The organism is Candidatus Aeolococcus gillhamiae (assembly GCF_016464765.1).
In the GTDB taxonomy this organism is placed as follows: Bacteria; Chloroflexota; Dormibacteria; order Aeolococcales; family Aeolococcaceae; genus Aeolococcus; species Aeolococcus gillhamiae.
In genome coordinates, this window is record NZ_JAEKNS010000143.1 from 1 (window position 1) to 22,699 (window position 22,699).

The window sequence follows — 22,699 nt, forward strand, 5'->3', positions numbered from 1 at the left end:
GGTTCAACCACCGCCGTTTACACGGTGAGATCGGCATGGTTCCGCCCGCAGAGTTCGAAGCTGCCCACTACCATCAGTCACTCCCAGCTGCGATGGCTGTGAGTCAATAAACCGAGTCTCCATAAAAGCCGGGGCGGTTCAGGGCCTTATCGACTTGCTGCGGCGCACAAAGGAGCGCACGCAGCTAGTCGTCTCGACTCACGAGAAGCGCTTTGGCAATCTCCTCGCCCGGAAGCTACGGCCTGTGGCCGAAGGAGACCGGACAGTGTTGCTTGAGTTTGACGAATGGAGCCCCGCTGGCCCCACATGGCACGCCAGCGATGTGGATCGCGACGCGATGCCCTTTCGCGTCGTGGAGGCGTATGGCTAGCGCCCCAGGGACAGCCGCTATCAGGACCCAAGGTCGGTCAGGTGTGGGGGTCCTCCGGCCAGTAGCCCGCGTATTCGCACATAGCAACCAGCGTCTCGCCTTTGCCTGACCACTGACCGTCGTTTCAGGCGGCGCCCGTCACAGCCGGAACTATCAGCAGTCCGGATAGGCCCAACACTATTGGTGGGATGTCACCGAGCCTTCCCGAACGTAGGTCACGCCGAATGCCTTGACCTGACGGTACTCTTGGCGCTTGGTCGCGAGATCAAACACGTCGTCCGTGACGAACTGGAAAATGTCGAGACCGCGGCCTAGGTTGATCCTCCAGCCTGTGTCAGTCACGATCGAGCGGTCGTGGATAACAGCGTCGAACGAGACATCGAGGTTAATGCCGGCGATGGCCGCTCCCTGTTTGACCTTCAGCAGAAACTCACGCTGCCTCCGAACTCTGTCTTCGCTCTCGGCGTCCTCCGAGGTGATCAGCTTGACGTTGACCTCGTCTGCCGCGTCCTTGGTGACCGCGAGACCAGCGATGAGTTCCATGAGGTTGCGAGCCTGGTGGAACTGCCGGACGTACGGATCGGTGATGGTGATCTGCGCCGCGCCGCTTAAGTATGGAACGATCAGAGTGTCGAACGACACTCCGCGCTGGTTCTCTTGGAACTCGCGGTGGCCCGCAAACAACGTCGGTGGAGCGATACAATCCGACTCGCGCTCGGCGTCGAGTTCTCCAACCGGTTCCAATCCACCTGCCCGCCGCTCGCTCACAACATCCTCCGCGTCATCGTTCTTACGGGACTCCGGGTAATAGTGAGCCGGATACTCGTCCTCTTCGAGCGTCGATACCGGGCACCATGTTCCGGCTTTATCGAAGTACCCGAACTTGACATCGGCCATTGTCGAGTCGATGCGGAGGATTTGGTCCTTTACGCGCTTGCGTCCCTCGATCGCGAATCGCAGGATCTCCATGATTTCTTCGGGCGTGGCCTCCCCGTGCGGGTAGAGGATCTTCATCAGCCCGGAGAAGGTTTTGTGGATGCCGTCACGGTCTCGAGTAGAGATATCCGATGAGAGCGTGAAGTGCTGCTGGTAGCGGTCAGAGTAGTCGAGCGACCGCATTGACTTGAGCACCTCGGCGATGTAATCGACGACGAACCCGTAGCCATTCGAGAACATCTCCCCACGGATGGTGTCGACCTCCCACCCGGGGATGTAGTGGTGTAGCCGGTCGAGGTAGGCAGAGTCGTGGTAGCTCTCGGGCAACTCGTCGAACAGGTCGGAATTCTTGAGCATGTACGGCACCGTGTGGGAGGTGTTACCGACGAACACCATCGACGCCTCGGCTCCGAGCGTTTCGACCCCCCGGGAGAACGTCTTATTGGCCATGTAGTTCTTCATGATGTCGACGAGCGCCTTGTCGGTGCGCTTCTTCTTGCCTGCGAACTCATCGAAGGCGACGACATCCCAGTAGCCGACCAGCCCGAGGCGCCCGTTGGCGTTGTTGACGAACAGCTTGGGGACCGTGACCTCGCCGCCGGAGATGAGCATGCCATGGGGCGAGAACTCCGAAAAGATGTGCGACTTGCCCGTGCCCTTCGGGCCGAGCTCGACGAGGTTGTAGTTCCGCTCAACGAACGGGATGAGCCGGACGAGCTGGATGAGCTTGGCGCGCCGGCCGAACAGCTCGGGGTCGAACCCGATCGACTGCACTAGCAAGTCGATCCACTCGTCCGAGGTGAACTCCCGCCGTGCGGCCAGGTAGCCCTCGAAGTCAAAGTTCGACAACTGGATGGGCTTGATCGATCCAAGAATCCAGGGCGCGGCCCGCTCATCGTCCCTATGGAAGTATTCGATGTCGCAGATGCACCAGACGCCGCCGACGAGCAGCTTGGGGTGCTCCTTGATCGTCGTGGGCTCGACGAGCACGCCCTTGATGCCGAGGTTGGCGAACTCGGCTTGGTAGACGTCATCCTTCTCGTTGAGCGTCGCCGTGACCTTATCGATGATGCGGTGCCGCCCGCGCTCGCGAATGGTGGACTTCACCAACTCGGACTGGTTCCGGTGTACGTAGTGGTCGGCGAGAATCTTGCGCACCGTGTCGATGCCTGCCTGGATGGTGGCCTCGTCGTCCGATGCCGCGTACTGGCCGAGCAGGTACTCCAGTACGTAGGACGGCACGATGGCATTGCCTTTGACGGCCTTGACCAAGTCCTTGCGCACGACGACGCCCGGGAATTGTCGGTTGATCTTACGGTCCAGCTCACTCTGGACGGGCACATCGGCGATGGGTGCTCCCCGGTCCGTTTCACTCATGGCTGCGCTCTCCCTAGAAATCGAAATCCGAGGCGAAAGAGCGCTTCAGTGTGTACATCGCCTTGGCGTAAACGCGCCATTGGTTGGTGTTGGGAATCCGTTCCTCAAGCCGGAACTCGACAGCCCGGTTGTTGTAGTCGTTCGCATCTTGGCTCAGCAGCATGTGCGCGCTCTGATAGCGGTCGCGCTTGTCCGCCGAGTCTTGGTCGAACACCAGCTGGGGTTGGTTCGAGATAAGGGTCTCCCCGACGTAGAGCCCTGCGCGTGCGGTTCGCGCCTGCACCTTCTCGCTGACTGAATCCGTCTGGAACAACTTGACCACCAATTGGCCGGTGGTGATCGTGTCCGACTCGGGCAGCACCTCGATGTGGACAAGGCGGGTATCGCTCTTGCGCTTCTTGTTGATCGTCAACACTGGGACGACAATCTCCTGAAGGGAGGCTCCGCCGTGAACGAACCGCGAGCCCGCACCGGGAAGTCGCAGGCGATGAATCGACTTCGGAATCTGCACATCCAGGTCGCTGTCGAGGCCGAGCTGCGCTGCAGTGAATGACTTGAAGGCCGGGTCATCCTTCAGCCCGCGACCGAGGACGTATCGGCGATTAGTGACCTTGATATCGTCGCCTTGGGGGAGGGTCGATAGGTAGAACGCGTCTGCCAGCGAAGTGTCTTGGAACAAGAAGCCGTGATCGGCCGTTATGAGGATGTTTGTCGCATTCGCATTCGTCAGTCGCTTGACCAGATCGACCAGCTCACGCTGCGTCTCCTCGGCTGCCTCGAAGACTTGGCGCTCGGTGCCTGCCTTGTCCCCAGTCGCGTCGATGCGGTTGTGATAGACGTACAACACCTGGTGCTGCTGGTACAGGTCTCGCAGCTCGTCTCGCGTCAGCGAGAGCACTTCCTCAGCCTGAATGGCCCGCCCGCCCACGGCATCGAGGATCTTGCCGCGATTCACGGTGCCATCCGAGCGGTGACCATCGACGACGACAGGATCGCCGTCCTTCGAGTGCCCGATTTTGCTGTGCGGTAGGAGGGCAGCCATTCCGAGCTGGGTGTAGCTCGGTAGCACACCGAGCATGGCATCGAGGGTCGCGTCGAAGCGGTCCTCCTGCCGAATGCGGCTTCCGAGTTCATCGGCGACTTCGTACCGGAGCGCATCGGAGATGATTACGACCGCTTTGCGCCGGCCATCGCGGATGATCGGCTCAACGTGATTGTTGAAGAACGACGTTTGTGGGAAGACCACAGCGGACTGCCACCGGCCGACGCCATCGACCTGCTGCTGCCAAGCGTTACCCAGGTCATAAAGAAACTTGTTCGCATAGAATTTCTCGACTTCCGTTCGCAGCGTCTCCAGAGGTCCCGAGAACTCTGCAGTGCGGGCTGCGTAGATGAACTGCCGGTACAGCTGGTCGATGCGGAACCAGTCGTGGCGGTAGCGGTCCAGGCCATCATCGAACGACTGCATCGAGACATCCAGCGCGTGCAGCGCAGTCAGCAGGTCGGAGGCGCTGCCGATCGCGGCGTATAGATTGCGGTAGTCGTCGATCCAGATGCTGCTCTGGCGCCCACGGATGACCTCGGTAACCTCACGGGCGGTGACTCCCCGGTCGGCAACGGCCCGAGCAAGGCCGCTGATGATCTTGCGGTCAGCCTCCTCGAATAGGTCGTTGCCCAATAGGTCGCGGAAGCTCGCGTCCTCGATCGTGTTCGCGTAGTCCAAGTCGCGCGCAGTCCGCCTCGCGCAAATTGTCAATGCCTTCTGGCTACGACGATCATTGCGTAGGCTGGCGAAATCCAGCTGGATGTTGCGGAGGCCACCAGGGCGGCCGGACGTGAAACCGGCGGTCGCTTGCCTGAACACCCACAGTACGAAATCGGCGATGCTCGGGCTTGGCGACGCGTACCCATAGATCGAGTTGACGCCGTGCCAGTAGAACTCGTCAAGGCCGTACTCGGCTAAGGCGCTGTACTTCGCGTCTCCGTCGCTCGCGTTCTCGACCAGAAGGGTTCGGGTGATCTCCAGTAGGCTGTGCTCACGCTGGCTAAGGAGCACCGCGCACATCTTTGCACGCAGCTTGTCAGCATCATCGTTGACGTCGAGTAGCGCCTTCAAGCCCTGTACTCGTTTGGTCGCTCGAAAGAACTTCGGGTGCGCCCCTATTGCATCTCCGATCCCGATAGCGGTGAGTCCGAGATCCTGTTGTACTAGCGACGCCCGGTCAGCCGTGAACACCCCGTACGCCAGCTCGAGGTCGAGCAGCCAGTTGCCGAGTCCAGTCGGTATGGCACCCGCGCGGTAGATTAGGAACCGCGCCCCTGGATCCATATGCAGCACCCGGTTCTTGACCGCATACTCGTCGTTGGCGACGCTCAGGGTTTCCACTCCCTCTAGCGCGAGTGTGTCGAGGTCGGAGGCGTACTCCACTTCGGGGTCGTGCCAGAACACCACCCGCTGCGTCTCGAAGCGCCGTTCAAGGTGGGGGCGGACGGTCGTTGCGTCACTCATCGGCTGCCTCCAGGCCCGGGATCTTCTTCAGCGCTGCGCCGAACTTCGGGTAGTTGACCTTCACGCCGTCGTCGAGGTCGATGTGCACCTGCTGGGTCGCCAACGGGTACAGCACGTCGCGCTCGTACTCGTCGAGTTCCAGTAACGCTTTGCGCAGGCGATCGGTCTCCTTCTGCGCGGCAGCTTGCTGCCGAGGCGTTTCAGCACCGACGGCGAGGCGCTCATTGTGCTGGCGGCTGGCCTCAAGCTTTGCCTTGAACTCGCGAAGGTACTCGTTGAGCACAGTCGAGATGGTCGACGGTGTGTAACGATGCATGTAGATCAGCGCGTTGAACGACCCTTGGGGGCTAGAAAATAGCCAGTAGATAGGGCGCTTCTTGTATCGCTGGACATGGTCCTTGTAGAGGGACTTCACAAAGTAGTCGCGTGGCTCCTCGACGCCCAGCGACTCGGTGACGAACCTCAGGTTCGCCTCGAAGTTGTGCTCGCCGAAGGCGACACGCAGGAACTGCCGAAAGCGTGCCACGATGTCATCCTCGAACCAATCCCCGTCCACGATTGGAATCACGTTGTCCTCATCCGGCATAAACGTCGGATTAGGCACCTTGGCGAGGTAGTCCTGCAGCGTGTCGCCCTGATTCGCGAGTATCAGTCCCGGCGCATCGAGGCTGTAGCGGCCGAGCATGCAGCCAACTGCATAAGATACGATGTCGACTACTAGGCGGTGCGACTTCAGCACGACTCGAGCGGTTGCCGACTGATCAGGGAACTCATATTGTGCGTTCGCGTTGATCGTGAGGCTACGCGGATCGACAGGCGGCAGGGCCTCGTCATCGAAAGAAACCAGCCCCAGGCCCCGCGACACGATCAGGTCGATCTCAGCCTGCAACTCACCCAATCGCTCAGTCACACCATCGTCACCACGCCGAACTTCGTCTAGCGCGTCACATAGGCGCTCGCCTGCTGCGGCCGCAACCAACTGGTTGGCGGTGAAGTCCCACGACGTCTCACGGTCGTTCCAGTCTGCTTTCGTGAGTTCGATGGCTGCGAGAACAAGCTCGTCGAGTCGCGGAGATCTGCTGACCGGCATGCGTGCGACATCGCCAGGAACGAAGTTCATCGTCGGTGTCAGCGTCTGTAGCAATCGGGACACTGGCGAGGAGTTCAAGCTTCCGAGCACGCTGAGAAGTGCATCATCAGAAAAGAGCGATGACCCTCCGGAACTGAAGATGAACCCCGGAGGTGTGTATCGAAAGCTCGGCGGCCCGCTCGAAACAGCGCCCCAGGTCGATGACTCCAGGAAGTAGTACTCCTCGCTACGGATCTCCTTCGTGTAGGAGCCGCCTCCATAGCGGGCAACGATGAAGTCCTTGAGCTCTTGGCCGTTGTCCTTCCAATTGATCAGCGTCTCGTTGAGGCCATACCATCGTCGGTATCCCCCTCCCTTGTTCAGCGGGTACCAGGTGCGACTGAGACCGAGGTTCTGGTAGTCCGTTGGGAAGCAGGTTCGGCTAGCAGCCACCTCGTACCACCGCCGCGTGAAACGTGCATCGTTGAGAGTTACGAGGCCCTTCCTTGGCGTTGCTACATCCGACACTTTGTTCGCCTCGACAAGTGCGCGGAGTTCAGCTTCCGACAGCCAGTAAGCGATCGGTGCGCCCTGCACTTCAAGCAGCCGTCGGCTCCGCAGCACGAACCGATCGCTCGGGTCACGAATCAGGCGAACGCACTCCTGCGCCTTGGCAGATTCTGAGCGTCCCGCTGTGAGGTTGAGATAGACGCCTCGTCGCTCAGCAGCTGAATTCCGAGAGACAACGAAGGCGACGGTCGACACGACGTCGCCACCAATGGAGTCGAAGGCCCCGCTCCCAAGGTGAGCGAGCACCTCGACAGTCGTCTCACTCAGTAGCTTCCCCCGGAGTGCGGCAAACGACGAAAGGAACATCCACGACTGCATGGTGATCATTCCAACCAGTCCGCGGGGCACGACAAGCCTCGTGCACCGGTCAATAAACATCGCGAAGAGGTCTGCCTTTGAATTGGCGAATTTCGCCTTTGCGAACTGGGCCAGCCCGGAGCCCATGTTCTTGCCACCCATGTACGGCGGGTTTGCGAGGGCGACGGCGTAGCCCCGCGTGAGATACGCGGCCTGTGCGACGACGCGCCCAGCCCGATCAAGCAAGTCAGCCTTGAGTAGGTCCCCACCATCGTCGAGTGTTTCCAGGTGACCCGCGAGCCGGGCCGTGAGGTCAGGATCGGGCTGGATAAGTGAGCCCAGTGTGTCTGCCTCAGTGAAATCGTTCCAGAACGCGACCTCTTCGTGGCGGTCGCCGCCTCCCGTGATGAGGAAGTCGAGTTCGTCGGGTCCGAACGAGATCGGTTCGAGCACGCAGATGTTCGGCTCGGTCCGCTTGCTGAAGAACGTGCGCTGACGCGCTCGGGCCTTCATGGTTAGCGCGAATGCAGCGAGCGCACCTGCGCGAGGGTCGATCTCTGTGCCGTAGAGGTTGTTAGTGAGGATCAGCCCGGGAATGTCGGCCGGCGCGTAGCCCTCCTCCTCGTAGACCGCGAAGAGCAGGTCGAAGGCGTAAGTGAGCATGTGGCCGGAGCCGCATGCTGGGTCGATGATCTTCAGCTCCTCGAGATTGGCAACCTTGAGGTAATCGGTCTCGTCATCGACCGGAGCGATGTAGTACTCCATCTGGTCGGCCAGGCACGATGTGGGTCGGTTCAGCAACCAAAGCCGCCCGAGGGAATTCTCAACGAGGTAGCGGACGATCCAGTGCGGCGTGAATAGTTGGGTGGCAGCGGGAATCTCGGCGGCTCCCGCCTTCTTGTTCTTCTTGAACCCGGCGAAGACGTCATCCTTGCGCTCCGAGATGTAGAACTGGTAGAGCCATCCGATGACTTCGACGTCCTGGCAAACGTCACCGGTGAGTACTGCAACCGCGCGGGCCAGCACGGATTCGTCGGCAAGCAGGTTCGATGGAATGAGCAGCTCGGTGTAGTCGCCTTCACGCTCGAACATGAACGGCATCGACCGGTTCCAATGCCGGCAATACTCCGCGAGCAGCAGTGCGTACGCCTCACCCTGTGGGTCGGCGCTACGGCGGGTGCCGTCGAGCAGGCTCTTTACCGACTCCACGGTGCTCGGGCTGGTGACGACCGCTGTGTCGATGATCCCGCGCTTGGCCTCAGCGAGGACCTCGGGCTGACCGCCCGCTCCGGCGCGCGCAGGTGAGACAACACCGATGCTGGTGTAACGGTTGGCGTCCATAAACCGGAGCGCGATGATACGGTTGAACCAGGTGTACGCCACCTTGTCCGTCACGGTGGCGCGGCCCGACTCGCCGCCCCCAGCCGCATTGACAGCCTTCTCCAGCCCGGCAATGGTGCTTGGCTGCTCTACGCGATTCGGCGATCCCGGCGCGAGAACCACGGAGATGCGCGCCGCCACCTCGCCGATGAGCGTGGTGCGCGCCCATGTGGCGAAGGACTTCAGTGGCGCGGTATCCATCAGAGTGCGATCCGCTTACCGTCGCTGAGGGTGGCCAACAGCGCGCTGCGGAGAGCGGCGAGGTACCGGTCGATGTCTTCGGGGCTCTCAAGCACGCCGTGGCAATCCGGCACGACGATGGTCTTGACCGAGACGGTCTGCTTGACGGACTTAGTCTGTGCTTCGTCGCCGCCGTTAGTAGGCGCTGCGGACGAGGCGAGCTGGTCTAGCAAGGACGGGTAGATCGACTCTGCAAAGCTGTTCGCCCATTCGCGGATGGGAGCGATCTGCGGCTCGCTGCCGACACGGGCGATGATCTGGTCGATCGATTGAGTGACCCGTTGCCGCGCGTCCTCGGTCGCGTTGCTGTAGTAAGCGGAAGCTCGCACTTCGGCCCTGCGACCTTCGATAGCGGCGATGACTGTCGCTCGGTTGGTCGCGAGGGCATCACTGATTTGCGCGTTGAGTGCCTCCGCGGCCTGCCTAAGCTGCATCATGCGGTTGCCACGGAATGCATCGGGGTCGTTCAGCAGCCGCCTGATATCAGCGTCACTGCCCACCGGAAGGTAGCCGAGGTTGTTCACGTTTGCCGCCAGTAACCCGGCGGCCTTGTCGTAGATACCGCTCTGACCGCCGTTGAGGAACGCTTGAATCGGGTCAATAAACTTCTCCTTGGCGTCGAGCAGCTCGTCGCCGAGGCTGAACTCGGTCAGGTACCACACGTCGGGTTTGCCGACGGCCTGTTCCAGTAGGGCAATGGTCCCAGCCAACTGCTCCACGAACGGGTACTTCGAACCGGCTACACGCGCCTTGAGTTCGTCAAGCCTTCCGCGCAGCTTGTCGCTGCCGTGCCGAGCCAACTCCAAAGGGTCCTTGGGCGCGCTCGCCTCATCGAAGAAGTCGGCGCAGAACTTGCGGAAGTTAGCAACCATGTGCTCGTCGAAATCCGTCTGCGGCGCGACCACAGCATGAGAATGCTTTTGTGTGTTGCGCAGTAGCACGGCGACCTCGCTGCGCTTGAGCACGTTGCTGTCGACGGATAGGGTGAGCTTCGACGTGCCGATAAGCCAGGCGATGACGACCTCGATCGAGGCGAGATCCCAGCCATAGGGTTTGGCCTGGAACGCGTCGACGATCGTCTTGACGGTCACCTGCTCGCCGAGGCGGTCTCGTCGCAGTACAAACGAGAGCACCTCATCGCCAGGGGTCACGAGCTTCGCGAGCGACGGGTCGTCGATCAGGAGCGACTGGTCCGGGTGGGCGAAAGTGGACACTTGCTGCTCGCTGTATGTCGTGCCGCCGAGCAAGCTGAGGTGGATATATGTGCGACTGATGAGATCCTGGAACCCATCGGCCACGCGGGTGATGGGGTCCTGCGACGTGGACGTCATGTCGGCGGCGTTGATCACGAGAGCCGCCTTGCCGACAGCGCGGCGGACGCGGTCGACTAGTTCCTTTTCGCGCTCGACGTTTTGCGCCGCCTTAGAGCGAAGGATCTGGTCCTCAATCGCCGACAGCGACGTCGTTTGTTTGCGCTTGATGTACTTCTCGGTCTTGATCAGCAGACGCATGTCGGAGAGCACACGCTCGTCGGGCTCCAAGATGACGCGCAGCTCGTCCTTGCCGGCGCTATGCATCCGGATTTCCTCAGGGCTGAACGGGTACTCCGGCGTGATGAAGTGCACCGCGAGTTCTCGCTGCTGTCCATACACCTGGTCGTCGAGTTTGTACCCGAAGGCGAAGTCCTGCCCGTTCTTTGTATACCGGAGCTTGCTGGTCTTGATGACGTCGCCCGAGAGGATCTTGCACAGGCGCCCCGACACGTCCGGAGGATCGATGTCGACGTTCTTGATCTCCTCTTCGATGACCTGCTCTTCGTTGGTCAGATACTCGTAAACGTTGCCGTTGCGCTGGACGTAGGTCTGAGTCTCCAGCAGCGTCAGCGCGTCCTGCACCTGATTCGACAGGGCAGGCAGGTCCAGACCGAACCGGTCGTAGACCAGCACGGTCAAGTTCCGTGACGTGGCCTGGTAGCTTTCGACGTACTTAACCAGGAACAGCGCTTTTAGCAATCTCACAGCCAATTGGTTGTCGAGGTTGCGCTCGGCCACGTCAATCGAGCGCTGTGCCGCGGACTTCAGCGACGCGCGGATGCCCGCGAACATATGGTCGAATGTCGCAAGCCTGCCGACCTCGACGTCGCCTATGTCCTTGGCGACCTGCTGAACCACTCCCAGCATTGAACGCTCGCCGACGGAGCTGTTGCGGCCCTCGAAGACGTTATGGTCGGAGATCCCCTCGATCGCCGCCTGGAACAGCGGGAACTGGTAGCTGACAAATGGGTACGTGCCGACGAAGTGGGCCTCGTCGGCATAGTTGCGGTACGTCTTCGCGCCATCCACGAAGTCGAATAACGTCTTGAAGTTCGCTGACTCCGCCGCGTAGATCTTGCTCAACGCATCCTTGCCCGCATCGTTCTTTTCCAGCAGACGCTTACGGATGACCTCCTCAACGTCGGCGCTGGTGAGCTTCACGCGGGTCTTGAACCGGGCCTGAATCTTGGAAAAGTCGTCGCCCTGCCGCTTGGTGCGGTCGCCGACAACCTTCTCCATGTCTTCCTGGGACGTCACGAATACCCACGCCTGCCCCCGGCATTTGGTGTTCAGGGACTCCGCGATCGTTTGGAGATTCAGCATCAGATGCGTGTTCGACCCGATGAACTGACCGACTTCATCAACGAAGAAATTCAAACGGAAGCCGGGGTTCTGCTTCGCGAGCCACGCCTTCACTTCGCCGGCGAAGTCTTCGATGGATACCGAATACTCGTTGCGGTACTTAGTCAGGATGTTGGTCGGCGTCCCTTCAGATTGGCCGCTTACCTCGGCATAAGCCTGGGCCACATTCACCTCTTCGAGCACACCCTCCTCGCGGCCTTGAGCCCAGTCGCGCCCTGAGATACGCGCATATGCGGTCTTGAACGCCTCGTACTCGCCGCGGTTGTCCATGTCGCGTTCGAACCGGGCAACGTGTCCCTGGTTGCCGAAGTATCCGCGACTCTCATCGAACACCTTGACGAATACCTTTAGTAAAGCGTCGGCCTGGTCCTTGGAAATGAGCGTCGCCTTCTGGTCGATGTTGAAAAGCAGGCTCTTGGCCGGGAGACGGCCAGCTTTGGCCAACAGCGCAGGAAGGAACGCACCCTCGGCCTTGGTTTGGAAACTTTCGGACACGCGCTCGCGCGGGAACTCCTGGCCAGCCACATCGCCAAGGAGGTGGGCGAGCATCTTGAGCAGATGCGACTTACCGGAGCCGAAGAAGCCAGAGATCCACACCCCGTTGGCGTTGGTGTAGTTCGTGTAGGCCTCAAGCAGCTGCTCCAAACCCTTGGACACCTCGTTCGTCAGGACGTACTCGTCTACCTCGGTGCCCAGGTAAGCGGTGTCATCAGCCTTGATGACACCTTCGATCGGGCGCTGCACGTCCTTGTCAAAGATCGCATTGAGCTTCATCGAGTCAAGCCTCCTGTTCCAAGATGTTCTTGGCCCGGTAGTACTGGTCGTCCTTGAGTCGCCCGAACAGCACAAGCGACGACCCCAACGTGTCGGACTGCTCGTAGCGGCCAGGGAAGAACATGAGCATCGGCTTGCCGGTCACGACGCTCTGCAAGTTGTTCAGCACGTTGTGCGAGCGAATGTAGGGGAAAACCTCGCCGATACCGGTGAGGAAAAAGATGTCAAAGTCGCCCTCGGCGAGCTGGGCGCGGATCGCGGGCGCGATGTGGAGCTGCGGGTCGAGCATCCCCTGGAGGAGGTCCCGAAAGTCGCCCTTGTCCTGCTCGGGTTCGAGCGCGAGCAGATTTTCCCAAACACCACGCTCCTTCAGAATCTCCACCGAGAGGTCGTAGAGGTTGACCTCCCGAACCTGGATGCCTTCGTTCGCCAGTCGGTTCTTGATTCGCTTCTTCGAGTTGGCGACCTCGAGCGCATCCTCGGGGTCGTAGGGGTAAATGAAGAAGGGCACCTCGTTACCCAAACCCTCCATCTGGAGAAACCGCCGACCGCTGAGCACGGCGAACAGGTGCTCTTCCTGCTCGGACAGCCCTGACACCGTCATTGCGTATCTCCAGTCACTTTGGCGCTTGTTGGGAAGAACCGCACATCGCTAGGGGATCGCTTCTGGAGTGCCTCAGCCGCTCTTGGCGACAGCAGACACGGCAGGATCTCACCCGTGTCTGATAAAAGTTCCGCCTCGCGGAGCATTAGGTACACCGTCGTGCGGAGCTTTCTCAGCGTCGAGCTGGTGAGCGTCGAAAGCTCCTCGTGCCACATCGCCTTCGCCCGCACGAAGGCCTCGAAAAGCTCGGGCAGGAGCGTGGGGGTTAGCAACAGGAAACGTTCACGCACGACCTCCTCGGCGAATGCGCCGACCAGGTCGTATCGGCGGCAGGCCGCGGCCCACATAAGATGCCCGCGCTCCGTGGCGGTCCCTTCCAGGAGCAATGTAACCTCCTCGTCCGACAGCTCTTCGAGTCGATGCACAAGTTCGCGGCTGAGCCGACGCCCGGTTGAAACGGTGCGTGCCTGGAGCAGGTTGTCCGCGTCGATCACCGAACGCACTGCGCGCCAATCTTGGCTCTGGAGGAATAGAGGGGCCGCGACCACCGCCTCTCTCACAAAGAGCCCACCGACGCCAAATGAGAGCCGGTAGCTCGAAGCTCTCGTCGTCATATCCGGCAAAGCGCAGGCCTTCCCGGCTTCAGGACGGTTCCGTGGGAGACATCGAGGGCCCCGTCGTGGTCACGGTTTGAACCAGCGCGCGGACCCGCACGGAGGGATAGCTCATTGAGATGATCCCAATCGGCGACTGAGCGTAAAACGGCCGCCGGGGATGATTCGAGCACTACGTTCGGGGAGAGCTTGCAGGCGTCGGCGGTAGGCCGCCTTGCGGCAAGCTGCTGAACAGAATCTGCGTGGACGACCTCTGGCCAGCAGTGCAAAGGGCTGATCACAGCTGGCACACAGCGGCGACGGTGCCATCGCGTCAAGAGAAAATGAATCGGAAGTTGACACGGCATGGACAAGTTAGCAGGTTTTTGTCCCGCGCAAGGCATACCATCACAGGCCACGGGCAGCGTCCGCCTCAATTCCCCAATTCGAGATCATTCGTACATATCGCTTGGATCACATCGCCGAACTTGGGCCTAGGAGTCAGGTTGATCGGAACATCTAACGTTTCGATCGAAGCATGGCCGGCACCTCACCGCGTCTAAAACGTGGGCGCACCAGTCAAGAGGGTCCGGATACAGTCGTTGCTCTGACCCACACGACGCGCTCGCGCGGTGTACCCACACCGACACGCCTCCAGTGCCCGGATCGTTCATGAGCGACCGGAGATCGATGGGACCGGCGACCGATCTCCAACTCGGTCGGGGCAGGGCCATCTTGGTCCCCCAGAGGGATGATTGCCCGGGCAGCCACGAAATGGCGGTGACGCTGCTCGTCCACGTGGAGAGCGCCCTCCACGAATACCTCCTCGCCGCTAGCGACTTTAGGAGGGCCATTCCCCTGGTCGGGAACGGCCACGAGATAGCGCTCGATGATGGGCTCACCCCTCCCCTCTGTCAGGGTGGCGACCAGTAGCCGCCAAGAAGATGTCACCTCGTCAAACCGAGGCGGAGTGGCTACCACGCCCATCAGGAAGACCCTATTGACGGACATGTCGTGACCGGCATGAGCAGGCATCGTTTGGGCTTGCCGGGCGCGGCCGGGCCAGCAGGGCCCCGGAGATCGGATCGTAAAATGAGGACACTATGTTCACGCTGATGCGCTAGGCTACACCCCGAGGATCGACAACGTCGAGAGGAGCCATCGTGGAAGGGAGATCCCTCGGGGCAGCCGGCAGCCGCGTGATCGGGCTGCTGGCGCTCGCACTGGTCTGTGCTTTGGCGGGCTGCGGGGCCCCCAGCTCCCCGACGCCCACACCCCCAAAGCCCACGCTGTCGCCGTCAGCCTTAGCCACCAACTACCGCTACCTCAACCCGGCCCTTTACCCTGACCGGGACACTCCCATTGGGCAGGCGTCGGCGCAACTCCAAGCCGTCTGGACGCCGTACGACGTCACGGTGATCCCCGGCCGCCACCTGCTCGACAGCATGCGGTCGCCGCCGCAGGTGCTCAACATGACGAACGGCAAACTATCGGACGCGGATGCGGAGGCGCTCGCCTGGGCGGAGTATCGTGAAAACGCGTTCTTGGGCTGGTTGGAGTCGAACGTACAGCCGAGGCTGAACGACCATCTTCGTGTCCACGGCCTGTTCAACGGCGTTATCGGAAACGCTGTGCGCGCGGGTCAGGCAGTCACCGATCCCGCCTGCGGCTTGTATGCCGCCCAAATCGCAGTAATCCCTGTCGATCAGACGGTGGTCGCTTTCGAAGCAGGCAAAGGCTACTCGGTGACCTCGCAATTTGCTCTCGTGGATCGATACAAGGCGCCATGCGCGGTTGTTACCGCCGCCGGTCCATTATTCACGGCCGCCTCGGACGTCGTGATCATCGAAACGGGAGCGATCCAGCACGACGATGTCCTGGGTGATCTCTTCTTTGCCCAGAGCGGTCGCGACTGTGAGTCAGGATCGGCGATATCGGCATGCGGCTCCGTGTGATGAGGCGCAACGCCGCCGTGGCCATCCTCGTTTTTCTTGCTTGGTCCCTTCTGACGCAGCGAGCTTTCGCTGATATTGGCGGCGGGCCGACAGGGAGCAATGTGTGTCCAGGAGGTCAGGCGCAGTGGACCGGCACGCGCACAGCGCCGAGTGCCTACACCTTGAACTCTTCCGCCGGCATCCAATGCTACTCGCCCCAGGTGAACACGACCGCCGGCGACACTGGCCATGCCACGAACGACGGCAGTCCACAGCCGGCGGGACCGTGCCAGGCAACGGCGACGTCACACATCGCGGTTGGCCCGCTGCTGCCCAACGGCACGCGAACCATCTCGTGGTGGGACCCGAACAGCCAATCGGTCGCGTCTTCGACCATTGCGGACAACGCTGCCGACCAGGCCGAGACGGGGTTCTTCAGCGACCAGGCTACCGAACCGCTGTCGTGGGCGGCATGGTGGATGGGGTCGGCCACTGGAACGATTCCCTGGAAGACGGTGAATGCTACGTGGGTCAATGGTGTCTGCACCGGCACGTGGAAGCAATCACTCCCCGCGACGTGCGGATACAGCCGGCTGGTGTACTCATGCTCGGTCATCGCCGATGTCCTGCCGGTGCTGCCACTGGCATACACGGCTCCGCCACCGTTGGTCGTGGCTCCCCTGTTGGCGAGTGCCGAGGCACAGGTACAGCAGCAGCTGAGCGGCGGCCAGGTGACATCAGAGTTCGCGAGCGGGAGCCTGGTACCGAAACACGGTCTGATCGTGCGGGTGCCCGTCTGCTTCTGGGCGCCGGGCGCGACCGTCGCGTCGGCCAAGCAGTTCGGCCTCGTCGCGCCGGAGGCAGGTCCCGGCCGCCAGCTCGTCGTCAACTACGTCGCCTCGGCGAGCGAGGACGAGACGTGGTGGGATTTCGGCGACGGCACGAGCACCACGCAGACCGGGGTGGACACCACGCAGCCGTGCGCGGTGACCCACACCTACTACCACGTCTCCGCCGACGCGTACGGCAGCGACCACCAGCACACCCCGCCGCCCGGCCAGAGCGATCCCTTCCCCGACACCGAGCCGGCCCCCGACTACCAGTCCGTGGTGGTCTGGCACCACATCCACTTCTCCCTGACCGCGTACTACGTTCAGAGCGACGGCACCCAGTACGCGGTCCCCGTGCAGAGTGGCGCGGACGCCGACTTCTGGGTGCCGAGCCAGCCCGAGTGGGTCCAGGTGCAGCAGATCGAGTCGGTGCCCTTCGTCTGCCCGTGCCCGACGCCCGCGGCCCAGTGAGGTGCGACGCAGCATGAGCGGCCAAGCCACCGTGGAATTCGGGCTGGTGATCGGGGTTGTCCTGCTCCTCATCCTCGGCGCCGTCCAGGTCGGGCTCTACGCCGTGGAGCGGAACAACGCGCTCTCGGCGACCGAGCAGGGTGTGCTCACCGCGGTGTCGGCGCAGAGCTCACCGGCCGGCCGGCCCGCTGCTGCCGAGGCCGTGTTCACCGCGATCAGCATCCAGCTCGATGCCGGCCTGTTCGGCGCTCACGCCGTCCGCAGTGACGCGGTCGGCGGTGTCTGTCCGGCGCTCAGCCCGACGTGGCCGGTCGGAGAGGTCCACGTCTGTTCCCAGTACAACGCGGCCACCGGGACGGTGACCGTCAGCGTCCGCGGCTGGGTGCCGGCGCTGGTCCCGCCCCACTTCGGCATCAGCGGCGGGCGCGACTGGGCTCTCGGTCTTGACCTCCACGAGGTGGCGCATGTCGCGACGTTCTCCGCGTAGGCCGCACCGCCGCGATCGGCGCGGCGAGGACGCCCAGGCCGTCGTCGAGGCGGCGCTGGTGATCCCGCTGCTGTTGGCCGTGCTCCTCCTGTTCGTCGGCGCGGTCCAACTTGCCGAGGCGGTCAACGAGGTGCGCACCGCGACGACGGTGGCGACGGTGTCCGCCTTCTCCGTCCCTGCCGGTGCGCCGACGCAGGCGCTGGCGGCGGTCGACGACTCCTTCCAGCAGAGCATCAACTCGGGCGACGTCACCAAGCGGACGATCAGCTGCCCGCAGAGCGACGGCAACCAGTACCTCTACACCGGCGCCGCTGCCCGGGGCATGTACGTGTCGTGCCATGGGTCGGGAACCGTCGACTTCTCCAACAGCGTCGTCGGCATCCTCTGGCGCTTCCCCGTCACCGTGGACCAGGACGCAAGCGTCCCCGTTCCCCTGTACCGACAGTGCGCTCCGGGGGCGAACCCGTGCTGACGCCGCGACGCCGCGGCGAGCGCGGCCAGGTGCTGCTGTTCACCGGGCTGCTGTTCGTCGTCGTGCTGGTTGGGCTGATCGCTGTCGTCGGCGACCTGCTCACGCTCAGCAACGCGGCGGCGAAGGCTCGCGATGCCGCCTTTCTCGGGGCCCAGGCGGGCGGTTCGGACGTCGACATCGCCAGTGCCGCGAGCACCGACGTGCCGAGCAGCGGCACCCTCACCCTGTCGCCGGCGGCCGTCGGCGACTGCCACGGCGCCGCGCTCACGACCGACCCGGGGAGCACGGTCTCCTGCACGGTGTCAGGTGGCCGTATCACCGTGTCCGTCACTCACGTCGTCAACCTGCCGGTGCAGCTTTTCGGGCGAACCGCAACAGTGCACGCTCAGGCCCAGGGGGGGCCGGCGGCAGGCACGGTGACGGCACGGTAGGCAGGGAAGGAGGAGTCATGCGTCGCACAGTCGCCATCGCCGCGGTGGTCATCGCCATGCTCGCCGCGGTCGGCATCGCTGCCGGCGTGCTCGTCGTCAACGCCGGGGCGAAGACGACGGCCTGGGTGACGACACAGAACCTCCCCGCCGGGGCCACCCTCGACAGCTCGAACGTCCACCAGGTCCAGCTCTCGACGGGGACGGACCCGTACACGGTGATGACGACCTCGCCACTGGGACGCCAGCTCGCCCACGGCGTGCAACCGAACGACATCCTCCGAGCCGATGACTTCGTTTCGTCGACAATGGTCGAGGTGCCGATCACCTTCAAGCTCGCCCCCGGGCTGGTCGTCAACGACGTCATCGACATCTACGCGATCGGGGGCGGGAGCGGCACGGCTGCGGTCAACGCCGCCGAGGGGACACGGCTGATCGCCCGCGGTGTCACCGTCGTCGCCGTCGGCAACCCAGCAGTGATCTCCGTCCCCGCCGCCGAGGAGCCGCTCTGGGTGTCGCTGTCGTCGTCGAGCGTGGCGCTGATCGCGACGCGGTCGACGGGAGTGAATGTACCCACCACAGACCATGCGTACACAACCGGCGAGGTGCTCGCCCTGCTCGCCCAGCTGGCCGCCGGGAACGCGTCCGCCCCCACCGCAGCCTCTCCCTCCCCCAGCCCGTCGGGGACTCCCTGACCATGCCGTTGCGCATTGCGGTGATGACCACCAGCCCGGGCCAGGGCTCGACCACGTACGCCGTCGGGCTGGCGTGGTCGGCTGCCGCGGACCGGACCGTTCGGCTCGTCGACGCAGACCCCGCGGTTGGGACTGTGCGGACGCTGTTGGACATCCAGGGTCCAACCTCCATCGAGACCGTGGTCGGCTCCGCCGCGGTGCCGGCGTCCGCGCTGGAAGCCCAGAGCGTGGTTATTGCCAGCCGACCGCAGCTGCGCGTCGTCCCCGGCTTCCGGCGTTGGGAGCTCCGCTCCGCCCAGGTGATCGGCCGCGTCGCCCCTGGCCTGGCTCAGCTCCCCGACGACGTTGTCATCGCCGACCTCGGCTGCCCCTTCGACCCGCCCGACGGCGGGAGTCCCTCGGCACTGTCGATGCTCGGGGCGCATTTCGACGCCATCCTCGTGGTCATTCGCGCCCAGGCGGACCTGCTCGAGCGCGCCCTCCGCCTGCTCGACGGGGTTCCCCTGAGCCGAGCGCGGCTGGTCATCGCCCGGCCGCCCCACCGCCGCGAGATGGGAGCGACGCTCGACCTACTTCGCGAGCACCTCCCCGCGCTCGCCGTCCCGCTGGAGTGGGACTGGGACCCAGCGCGCGTGGTCCGCCAGGGAGTGTCGGGCGTGCCGCTGCACCGCACCGGCATGCTCGAGGAGACCGGTCTGGTCGGCGAAGGGCGTGCCGTCGAGGCGGCCAGCCGCGGCCGGGCGCTTGCGCGCTTCCGTCCGCGGCGGAGCGAGCCGTGAGCGTGCTGCGCGCGGTCGATGCCGTGCCGCCGGCGCGGACTCCGTGGCCGAGCGTTCCCGTTGAGCTCAACGCCGGTGTCGAAGCGGTGGCCGCCCTGCTGGGCGCCGAACGCGGCGGCGGTCGGATGTCGGTGGAGTGGGAGCGGCACCTGTGGGGCCGGGTTCACCGCGTCGTCGATCGCGTCCTCGCCTCCCCCACCGAGTTCGGCTTCGATCGCGCCCTGGCAGTGCGCCTGGCCGAGTCGCCGCCGCTGGCCGACACCTTCCGCTGGGGATGCTTCGTGCGCTCCAGCATCCTCTGGCCGCTCTCCCGGCTCGTGTACGGGCCGCCCTGCGAGGAGATCCGCCGCGGCGCCGGGGTGTGGGCGGTGGAGACGCCCGAGGAGATGCTCCGCATCGAGGGCGACGAGCCCGCCGAGTTCAGCGCCGACACCGCGCTCGAGGCGGACCGCAAGATCATCCAGTGGCTGCGCGGCCCGCTCGGCGTGGACGGCGTGCAGGGCCCGCGCTCGCTGACCGAGGTCACCCCGTTCGCGGAGGCGTCGCTGGCGACCAGCCGTGGACCGATCCGCATCGCCGCCACCATCGACCCCGCTGTCTCCGGCGACTTCGCGCTCAACCTCACCGTCCGCCTCGTGCGCGTCGCCGGCCCCGCCAACCTCGCCGACGCCGTCGCCGCCGGGGAGATGCGCGCCGGCGTGGCCGAGTTCCTCCGCGCCGCCGTCCGGAGCCGCCTGAACATCCTCGTCACCGGCGACACCGCCGTCGGCAAGACCACGCTGATGCGGACTTTGGCCGGCGAGTTCGACCCCGACGAGTGGATCGTCACCGCCGAGGACACGCCCGAGCTGGAACTGAGCAGCCGCCTCGCCCGTGGCGGCGTGGCCTGGCACGAGCTCACGTACGCCTTCTCCAGCGTCGGCGCTGCCACCAAGGACGGGGCGGCGCCGATGACGCTGGAGGACACGGTCCGCCACGCCTTGCGCCACCGTCCCGCCCGCGTCATCCTCGGCGAGGCGCGCGGCGCCGAGGTCGCCGACGTCTTCGAGGCGATGACCGCCGGCCACGAGGGATCGCTCGCCAGCGCCCACGCCACCAGCGCCCAGGGCGGTCGCGAGCGCGTCGCCTACATGGCCGCTAAGTCATCCACGCTGCAGGGCAACGCCGAGCTGGCCCATCGCCTCCTCAACCAAGCGGTCCACGTCATCGTCCACCTCGCCCGCAGCCACCGCGGGCCGCGCCACGTTGCGTCCATCGTCGTCTACTCCGACGACGGCGCCGCAACAGTGGTGTACGACACCGACTCCGAGGGCCGGCTGACCCGCCAGGCCTTCACGCTGGAGCAGCTCCCCGGCCGGATCCGGCGACGGCTGGAAAGTTCGTTGGCGGAGATCCCTGAGCCGTGATCGCTGTCGTCCTCGTCTGCGTCATCGTCCTCCTCGCCGGGGCGGCGCTGCTCGCCGCGCTCATCGTCGACGTCACCCCCGGACGCACTGTGGTCGCGCCCACGTCGGTGCGCCGCGTCCTCGAGGGTGAGCGCGAGTTCGCCGGGGCCGTGGGCATGTCGTGGCGCGACTGGCTGCTCATCCGCGTGGTCGTGCTCGCCGGCGCCGGAGCGCTGGCCTGGAGCACGCGCGTCGCCTTCGTCGTCGTCCTCGCGCTGGTCCTCGGCGTCGTGGGCCCGCGGTTGCTGCTCGCCGGCCGGGCGGAGCGTCGCCGCATCCGCGTCGCCCGTGCTTTCGTCGCCCTGTTGCGCCGCTTCGCCGCCCGCCTCGAGGCGAGCAACGAACCCTTCGACTCCATCCTCGCCGAGAGTGCCGCCCGCGCCCCGTCCGAGCTGGCCTTCCTGCGTGCCGCGGCGGCGAGTCGGGACGTCCTCAGCGCGGTGATCGCAGCGGTGGCGGCGGCGCGGTCCGAGCTGCTCGAAAAGGGGCTGGTGACCCTGCTCGTCTCGCGGACGCGCGACCGCATGGCGCTCGCCGAGCTGCTCGTGGACCACCAGATCCCCGAAATCGAGGCGCTCATCGACGAGGCCGAGGAGATGCGCACGGTCCGCAGCGCCCAGAACGCGACCATCACCGTGCTCGCCGGCGCGGTGACCTTCATGTTCGCGTTCCTCAACGGAGTGCCCCCGCTCCACGACTTCTACGCGTCGCCGACTGGGAGCATCGCGCTGGTGGTCGTCGTCCTCGTCTTCATCAGCGCGGTGGGGGCGATGAAGCTGCTGCTTCGCCAGCCCCGGCTCTTTCACTGGGACCTCCAGCGTGTGGCCCGCGACGTGGCGAGGATCGGCGGTGCCTGAGGTCGCTGTCATCGTGTTCGTCCTTGTGGTGCCACTCGCCGGCTTCGTCGCCCTACAGCGCGCCGGGGCCTTCATCGTCGCCGAGGAGGCAGCGATCCTCCGGGTCCAGCGGCGCCTCGCCCACGAACGCCACCGCACGCTGGACCGGCTGCCCGGACGCAGCATCGTGCGCCGCCTCGACGAGTTCCGCGACCTGCGCCGTCTGCTGCTGGTCGCCGGCGACGACCGCACCCCCGGCACGTGGGCACTCCGGCTGGTCGGCGGCATGCTCCTCGTCTTCGGTGGCCTCATCGTGATCAACCTCCTGACGGTGGCGGCGGGCGACGGGGTGACCATCGCCTGGCAGGCGGTCCTTCTCCTCGTCCTCGCTGTCCCCGTTCTCGGACTCTTGCGCCTCCGCCTCCGCGCCGCGCGTACCCGAGCCAGCGCCGGGCGAGCCTTTGCCGAGGTGGCGGCGGTGCTGGCCGCGGTCGGCGGCCGCCCGCCGCTGCGCAACCCCGCCCAGCTCGAGCCGACCGACCTCGTCGCCATGGTGGCGACGTGGATTGATGACCCCGCCCTGCGCGCTATCACCGCCGGCAACCGCTGGCGACGGCTCAACGACGAGGCGCACTCCCTCCCCACCTCGGAGGCGACGTGGTTCCAGCGCATCGGTGAGCTGTACGAGATCCCCGCCGCCGTCCGCGTCGGCGAGGTGGTTCGGGTCAGCCGTGAGGCGAACCCCAAGGACGTCTCGGCCCGCTACCTACGCACCGCTCGCGACCTGAGCCGGGAGCGCCTGGCGGACCTCCGTGCCCGCAACCGACGTGCCATGGTGACGCAGGTGGTGCCGATGCTCGGGCTGGTCGCCGCCCTGTTGATCCTCGTGCTCTCCGCCGTGGCCGCCATCCACCTCGGTGGTTCCTGA

General features: G+C 64.4%; 18 protein-coding genes. 11 read left to right on the plus strand and 7 right to left on the minus strand.

The features are described from left to right. Positions 1-547 precede the first annotated feature (547 nt). From brxL to JF886_RS14195, 6 genes are read right to left on the minus strand one after another with little or no spacing between them, the layout of a single operon-like run. A complete protein-coding gene (gene brxL / locus JF886_RS14170; RefSeq protein ID WP_337313552.1) occupies positions 548-2,683 on the minus strand; it encodes a BREX system Lon protease-like protein BrxL in 2,136 nt (711 codons plus the stop codon). Between the two features lie 13 nt (positions 2,684-2,696). Further along, on the minus strand, positions 2,697-5,192 hold the full coding sequence (gene pglZ, locus JF886_RS14175) for a BREX-1 system phosphatase PglZ type A (RefSeq protein ID WP_337313555.1): 2,496 nt from the start codon (positions 5,190-5,192) through the stop codon (positions 2,697-2,699). After that, a complete protein-coding gene (pglX, locus tag JF886_RS14180; protein ID WP_337313556.1) occupies positions 5,185-8,709 on the minus strand; it encodes a BREX-1 system adenine-specific DNA-methyltransferase PglX in 3,525 nt (1,174 codons plus the stop codon). Before pglX ends, pglZ begins: the two co-directional genes overlap by 8 nt. Next, complete coding sequence (gene brxC, locus JF886_RS14185; RefSeq protein ID WP_337313558.1) at positions 8,709-12,197, minus strand: BREX system P-loop protein BrxC; 3,489 nt, start codon at positions 12,195-12,197, stop codon at positions 8,709-8,711. The genes pglX and brxC overlap by 1 nt, the downstream gene beginning before the upstream one ends. Before the next feature lie 4 nt (positions 12,198-12,201). Further along, the gene (locus JF886_RS14190) at positions 12,202-12,801 is read right to left on the minus strand and encodes a DUF1788 domain-containing protein (protein WP_337313559.1); all 600 of its coding nucleotides are present in this window, start codon (positions 12,799-12,801) and stop codon (positions 12,202-12,204) included. Beyond that, positions 12,798-13,415: a DUF1819 family protein gene (locus JF886_RS14195; protein WP_337313561.1), complete on the minus strand. Its 618-nt coding sequence runs from the start codon at positions 13,413-13,415 to the stop codon at positions 12,798-12,800. Before JF886_RS14195 ends, JF886_RS14190 begins: the two co-directional genes overlap by 4 nt. A 759-nt stretch (positions 13,416-14,174) precedes the next feature. Here JF886_RS14195 and JF886_RS14200 point away from each other — a divergent pair. Together JF886_RS14200 and JF886_RS14205 are read left to right on the plus strand one after the other, a co-directional pair. After that, on the plus strand, positions 14,175-14,327 hold the full coding sequence (locus tag JF886_RS14200) for a hypothetical protein (RefSeq protein WP_337313563.1): 153 nt from the start codon (positions 14,175-14,177) through the stop codon (positions 14,325-14,327). 266 nt (positions 14,328-14,593) lie between these two features. Beyond that, positions 14,594-15,349 carry a hypothetical protein gene (locus tag JF886_RS14205; protein ID WP_337313565.1) on the plus strand — a complete coding sequence of 252 codons (756 nt, stop codon included), beginning with the start codon at positions 14,594-14,596 and terminating at the stop codon, positions 15,347-15,349. A gap of 187 nt (positions 15,350-15,536) precedes the next feature. Here JF886_RS14205 and JF886_RS14210 read toward each other — a convergent pair whose 3' ends face one another. Beyond that, the gene (locus JF886_RS14210; protein WP_337313567.1) at positions 15,537-15,944 is read right to left on the minus strand and encodes a hypothetical protein; all 408 of its coding nucleotides are present in this window, start codon (positions 15,942-15,944) and stop codon (positions 15,537-15,539) included. Between JF886_RS14210 and JF886_RS14215 the strand changes: the two genes are divergently transcribed. From JF886_RS14215 to JF886_RS14255, 9 genes are read left to right on the plus strand one after another with little or no spacing between them, the layout of a single operon-like run. Beyond that, positions 15,925-16,629 (plus strand): hypothetical protein, encoded by a 705-nt coding sequence (locus JF886_RS14215; RefSeq protein ID WP_337313569.1) that lies wholly within the window; start codon positions 15,925-15,927, stop codon positions 16,627-16,629. The genes JF886_RS14210 and JF886_RS14215 overlap by 20 nt on opposite strands. Positions 16,630-16,642: 13 nt before the next feature. Further along, positions 16,643-17,116: a TadE/TadG family type IV pilus assembly protein gene (locus JF886_RS14220; protein WP_337313571.1), complete on the plus strand. Its 474-nt coding sequence runs from the start codon at positions 16,643-16,645 to the stop codon at positions 17,114-17,116. Beyond that, entirely contained in the window at positions 17,094-17,588 is a 495-nt protein-coding gene (locus tag JF886_RS14225) for a hypothetical protein (RefSeq protein WP_337313573.1), read from the plus strand. The genes JF886_RS14220 and JF886_RS14225 overlap by 23 nt, the downstream gene beginning before the upstream one ends. Then, the gene (locus JF886_RS14230; protein WP_337313575.1) at positions 17,582-18,019 is read left to right on the plus strand and encodes a hypothetical protein; all 438 of its coding nucleotides are present in this window, start codon (positions 17,582-17,584) and stop codon (positions 18,017-18,019) included. The genes JF886_RS14225 and JF886_RS14230 overlap by 7 nt, the downstream gene beginning before the upstream one ends. A 17-nt stretch (positions 18,020-18,036) precedes the next feature. Beyond that, a complete protein-coding gene (locus JF886_RS14235; RefSeq protein WP_337313577.1) occupies positions 18,037-18,711 on the plus strand; it encodes a hypothetical protein in 675 nt (224 codons plus the stop codon). A 2-nt stretch (positions 18,712-18,713) separates the two neighbouring features. Continuing rightward, positions 18,714-19,490, plus strand: coding sequence for a CpaE/TadZ family protein (locus JF886_RS14240; RefSeq protein WP_337313578.1), 777 nt, complete (start codon positions 18,714-18,716; stop codon positions 19,488-19,490). Continuing rightward, the gene (locus tag JF886_RS14245; RefSeq protein ID WP_337313580.1) at positions 19,487-20,896 is read left to right on the plus strand and encodes an ATPase, T2SS/T4P/T4SS family; all 1,410 of its coding nucleotides are present in this window, start codon (positions 19,487-19,489) and stop codon (positions 20,894-20,896) included. Before JF886_RS14240 ends, JF886_RS14245 begins: the two co-directional genes overlap by 4 nt. Beyond that, entirely contained in the window at positions 20,893-21,792 is a 900-nt protein-coding gene (locus JF886_RS14250; RefSeq protein ID WP_337313582.1) for a hypothetical protein, read from the plus strand. The genes JF886_RS14245 and JF886_RS14250 overlap by 4 nt, the downstream gene beginning before the upstream one ends. Next, positions 21,785-22,699 (plus strand): hypothetical protein, encoded by a 915-nt coding sequence (locus JF886_RS14255; RefSeq protein WP_337313584.1) that lies wholly within the window; start codon positions 21,785-21,787, stop codon positions 22,697-22,699. The genes JF886_RS14250 and JF886_RS14255 overlap by 8 nt, the downstream gene beginning before the upstream one ends.

Coding starts and splice junctions, on each gene's coding strand:
- brxL (WP_337313552.1), bottom strand. CDS start 2,683: ATGAGTGAAACGGACCGGGGAGCACCCATCGCCGATGTGCCCGTCCAG.
- pglZ (WP_337313555.1), bottom strand. CDS start 5,192: ATGAGTGACGCAACGACCGTCCGCCCCCACCTTGAACGGCGCTTCGAG.
- brxC (WP_337313558.1), bottom strand. CDS start 12,197: ATGAAGCTCAATGCGATCTTTGACAAGGACGTGCAGCGCCCGATCGAA.
- JF886_RS14225 (WP_337313573.1), top strand. CDS start 17,094: ATGTCGCGACGTTCTCCGCGTAGGCCGCACCGCCGCGATCGGCGCGGC.
- JF886_RS14190 (WP_337313559.1), bottom strand. CDS start 12,801: ATGACGGTGTCAGGGCTGTCCGAGCAGGAAGAGCACCTGTTCGCCGTG.
- pglX (WP_337313556.1), bottom strand. CDS start 8,709: ATGGATACCGCGCCACTGAAGTCCTTCGCCACATGGGCGCGCACCACG.
- JF886_RS14195 (WP_337313561.1), bottom strand. CDS start 13,415: ATGACGACGAGAGCTTCGAGCTACCGGCTCTCATTTGGCGTCGGTGGG.
- JF886_RS14240 (WP_337313578.1), top strand. CDS start 18,714: ATGCCGTTGCGCATTGCGGTGATGACCACCAGCCCGGGCCAGGGCTCG.
- JF886_RS14210 (WP_337313567.1), bottom strand. CDS start 15,944: ATGACCGAGCATGAGTACACCAGCCGGCTGTATCCGCACGTCGCGGGG.
- JF886_RS14220 (WP_337313571.1), top strand. CDS start 16,643: ATGAGCGGCCAAGCCACCGTGGAATTCGGGCTGGTGATCGGGGTTGTC.
- JF886_RS14235 (WP_337313577.1), top strand. CDS start 18,037: ATGCGTCGCACAGTCGCCATCGCCGCGGTGGTCATCGCCATGCTCGCC.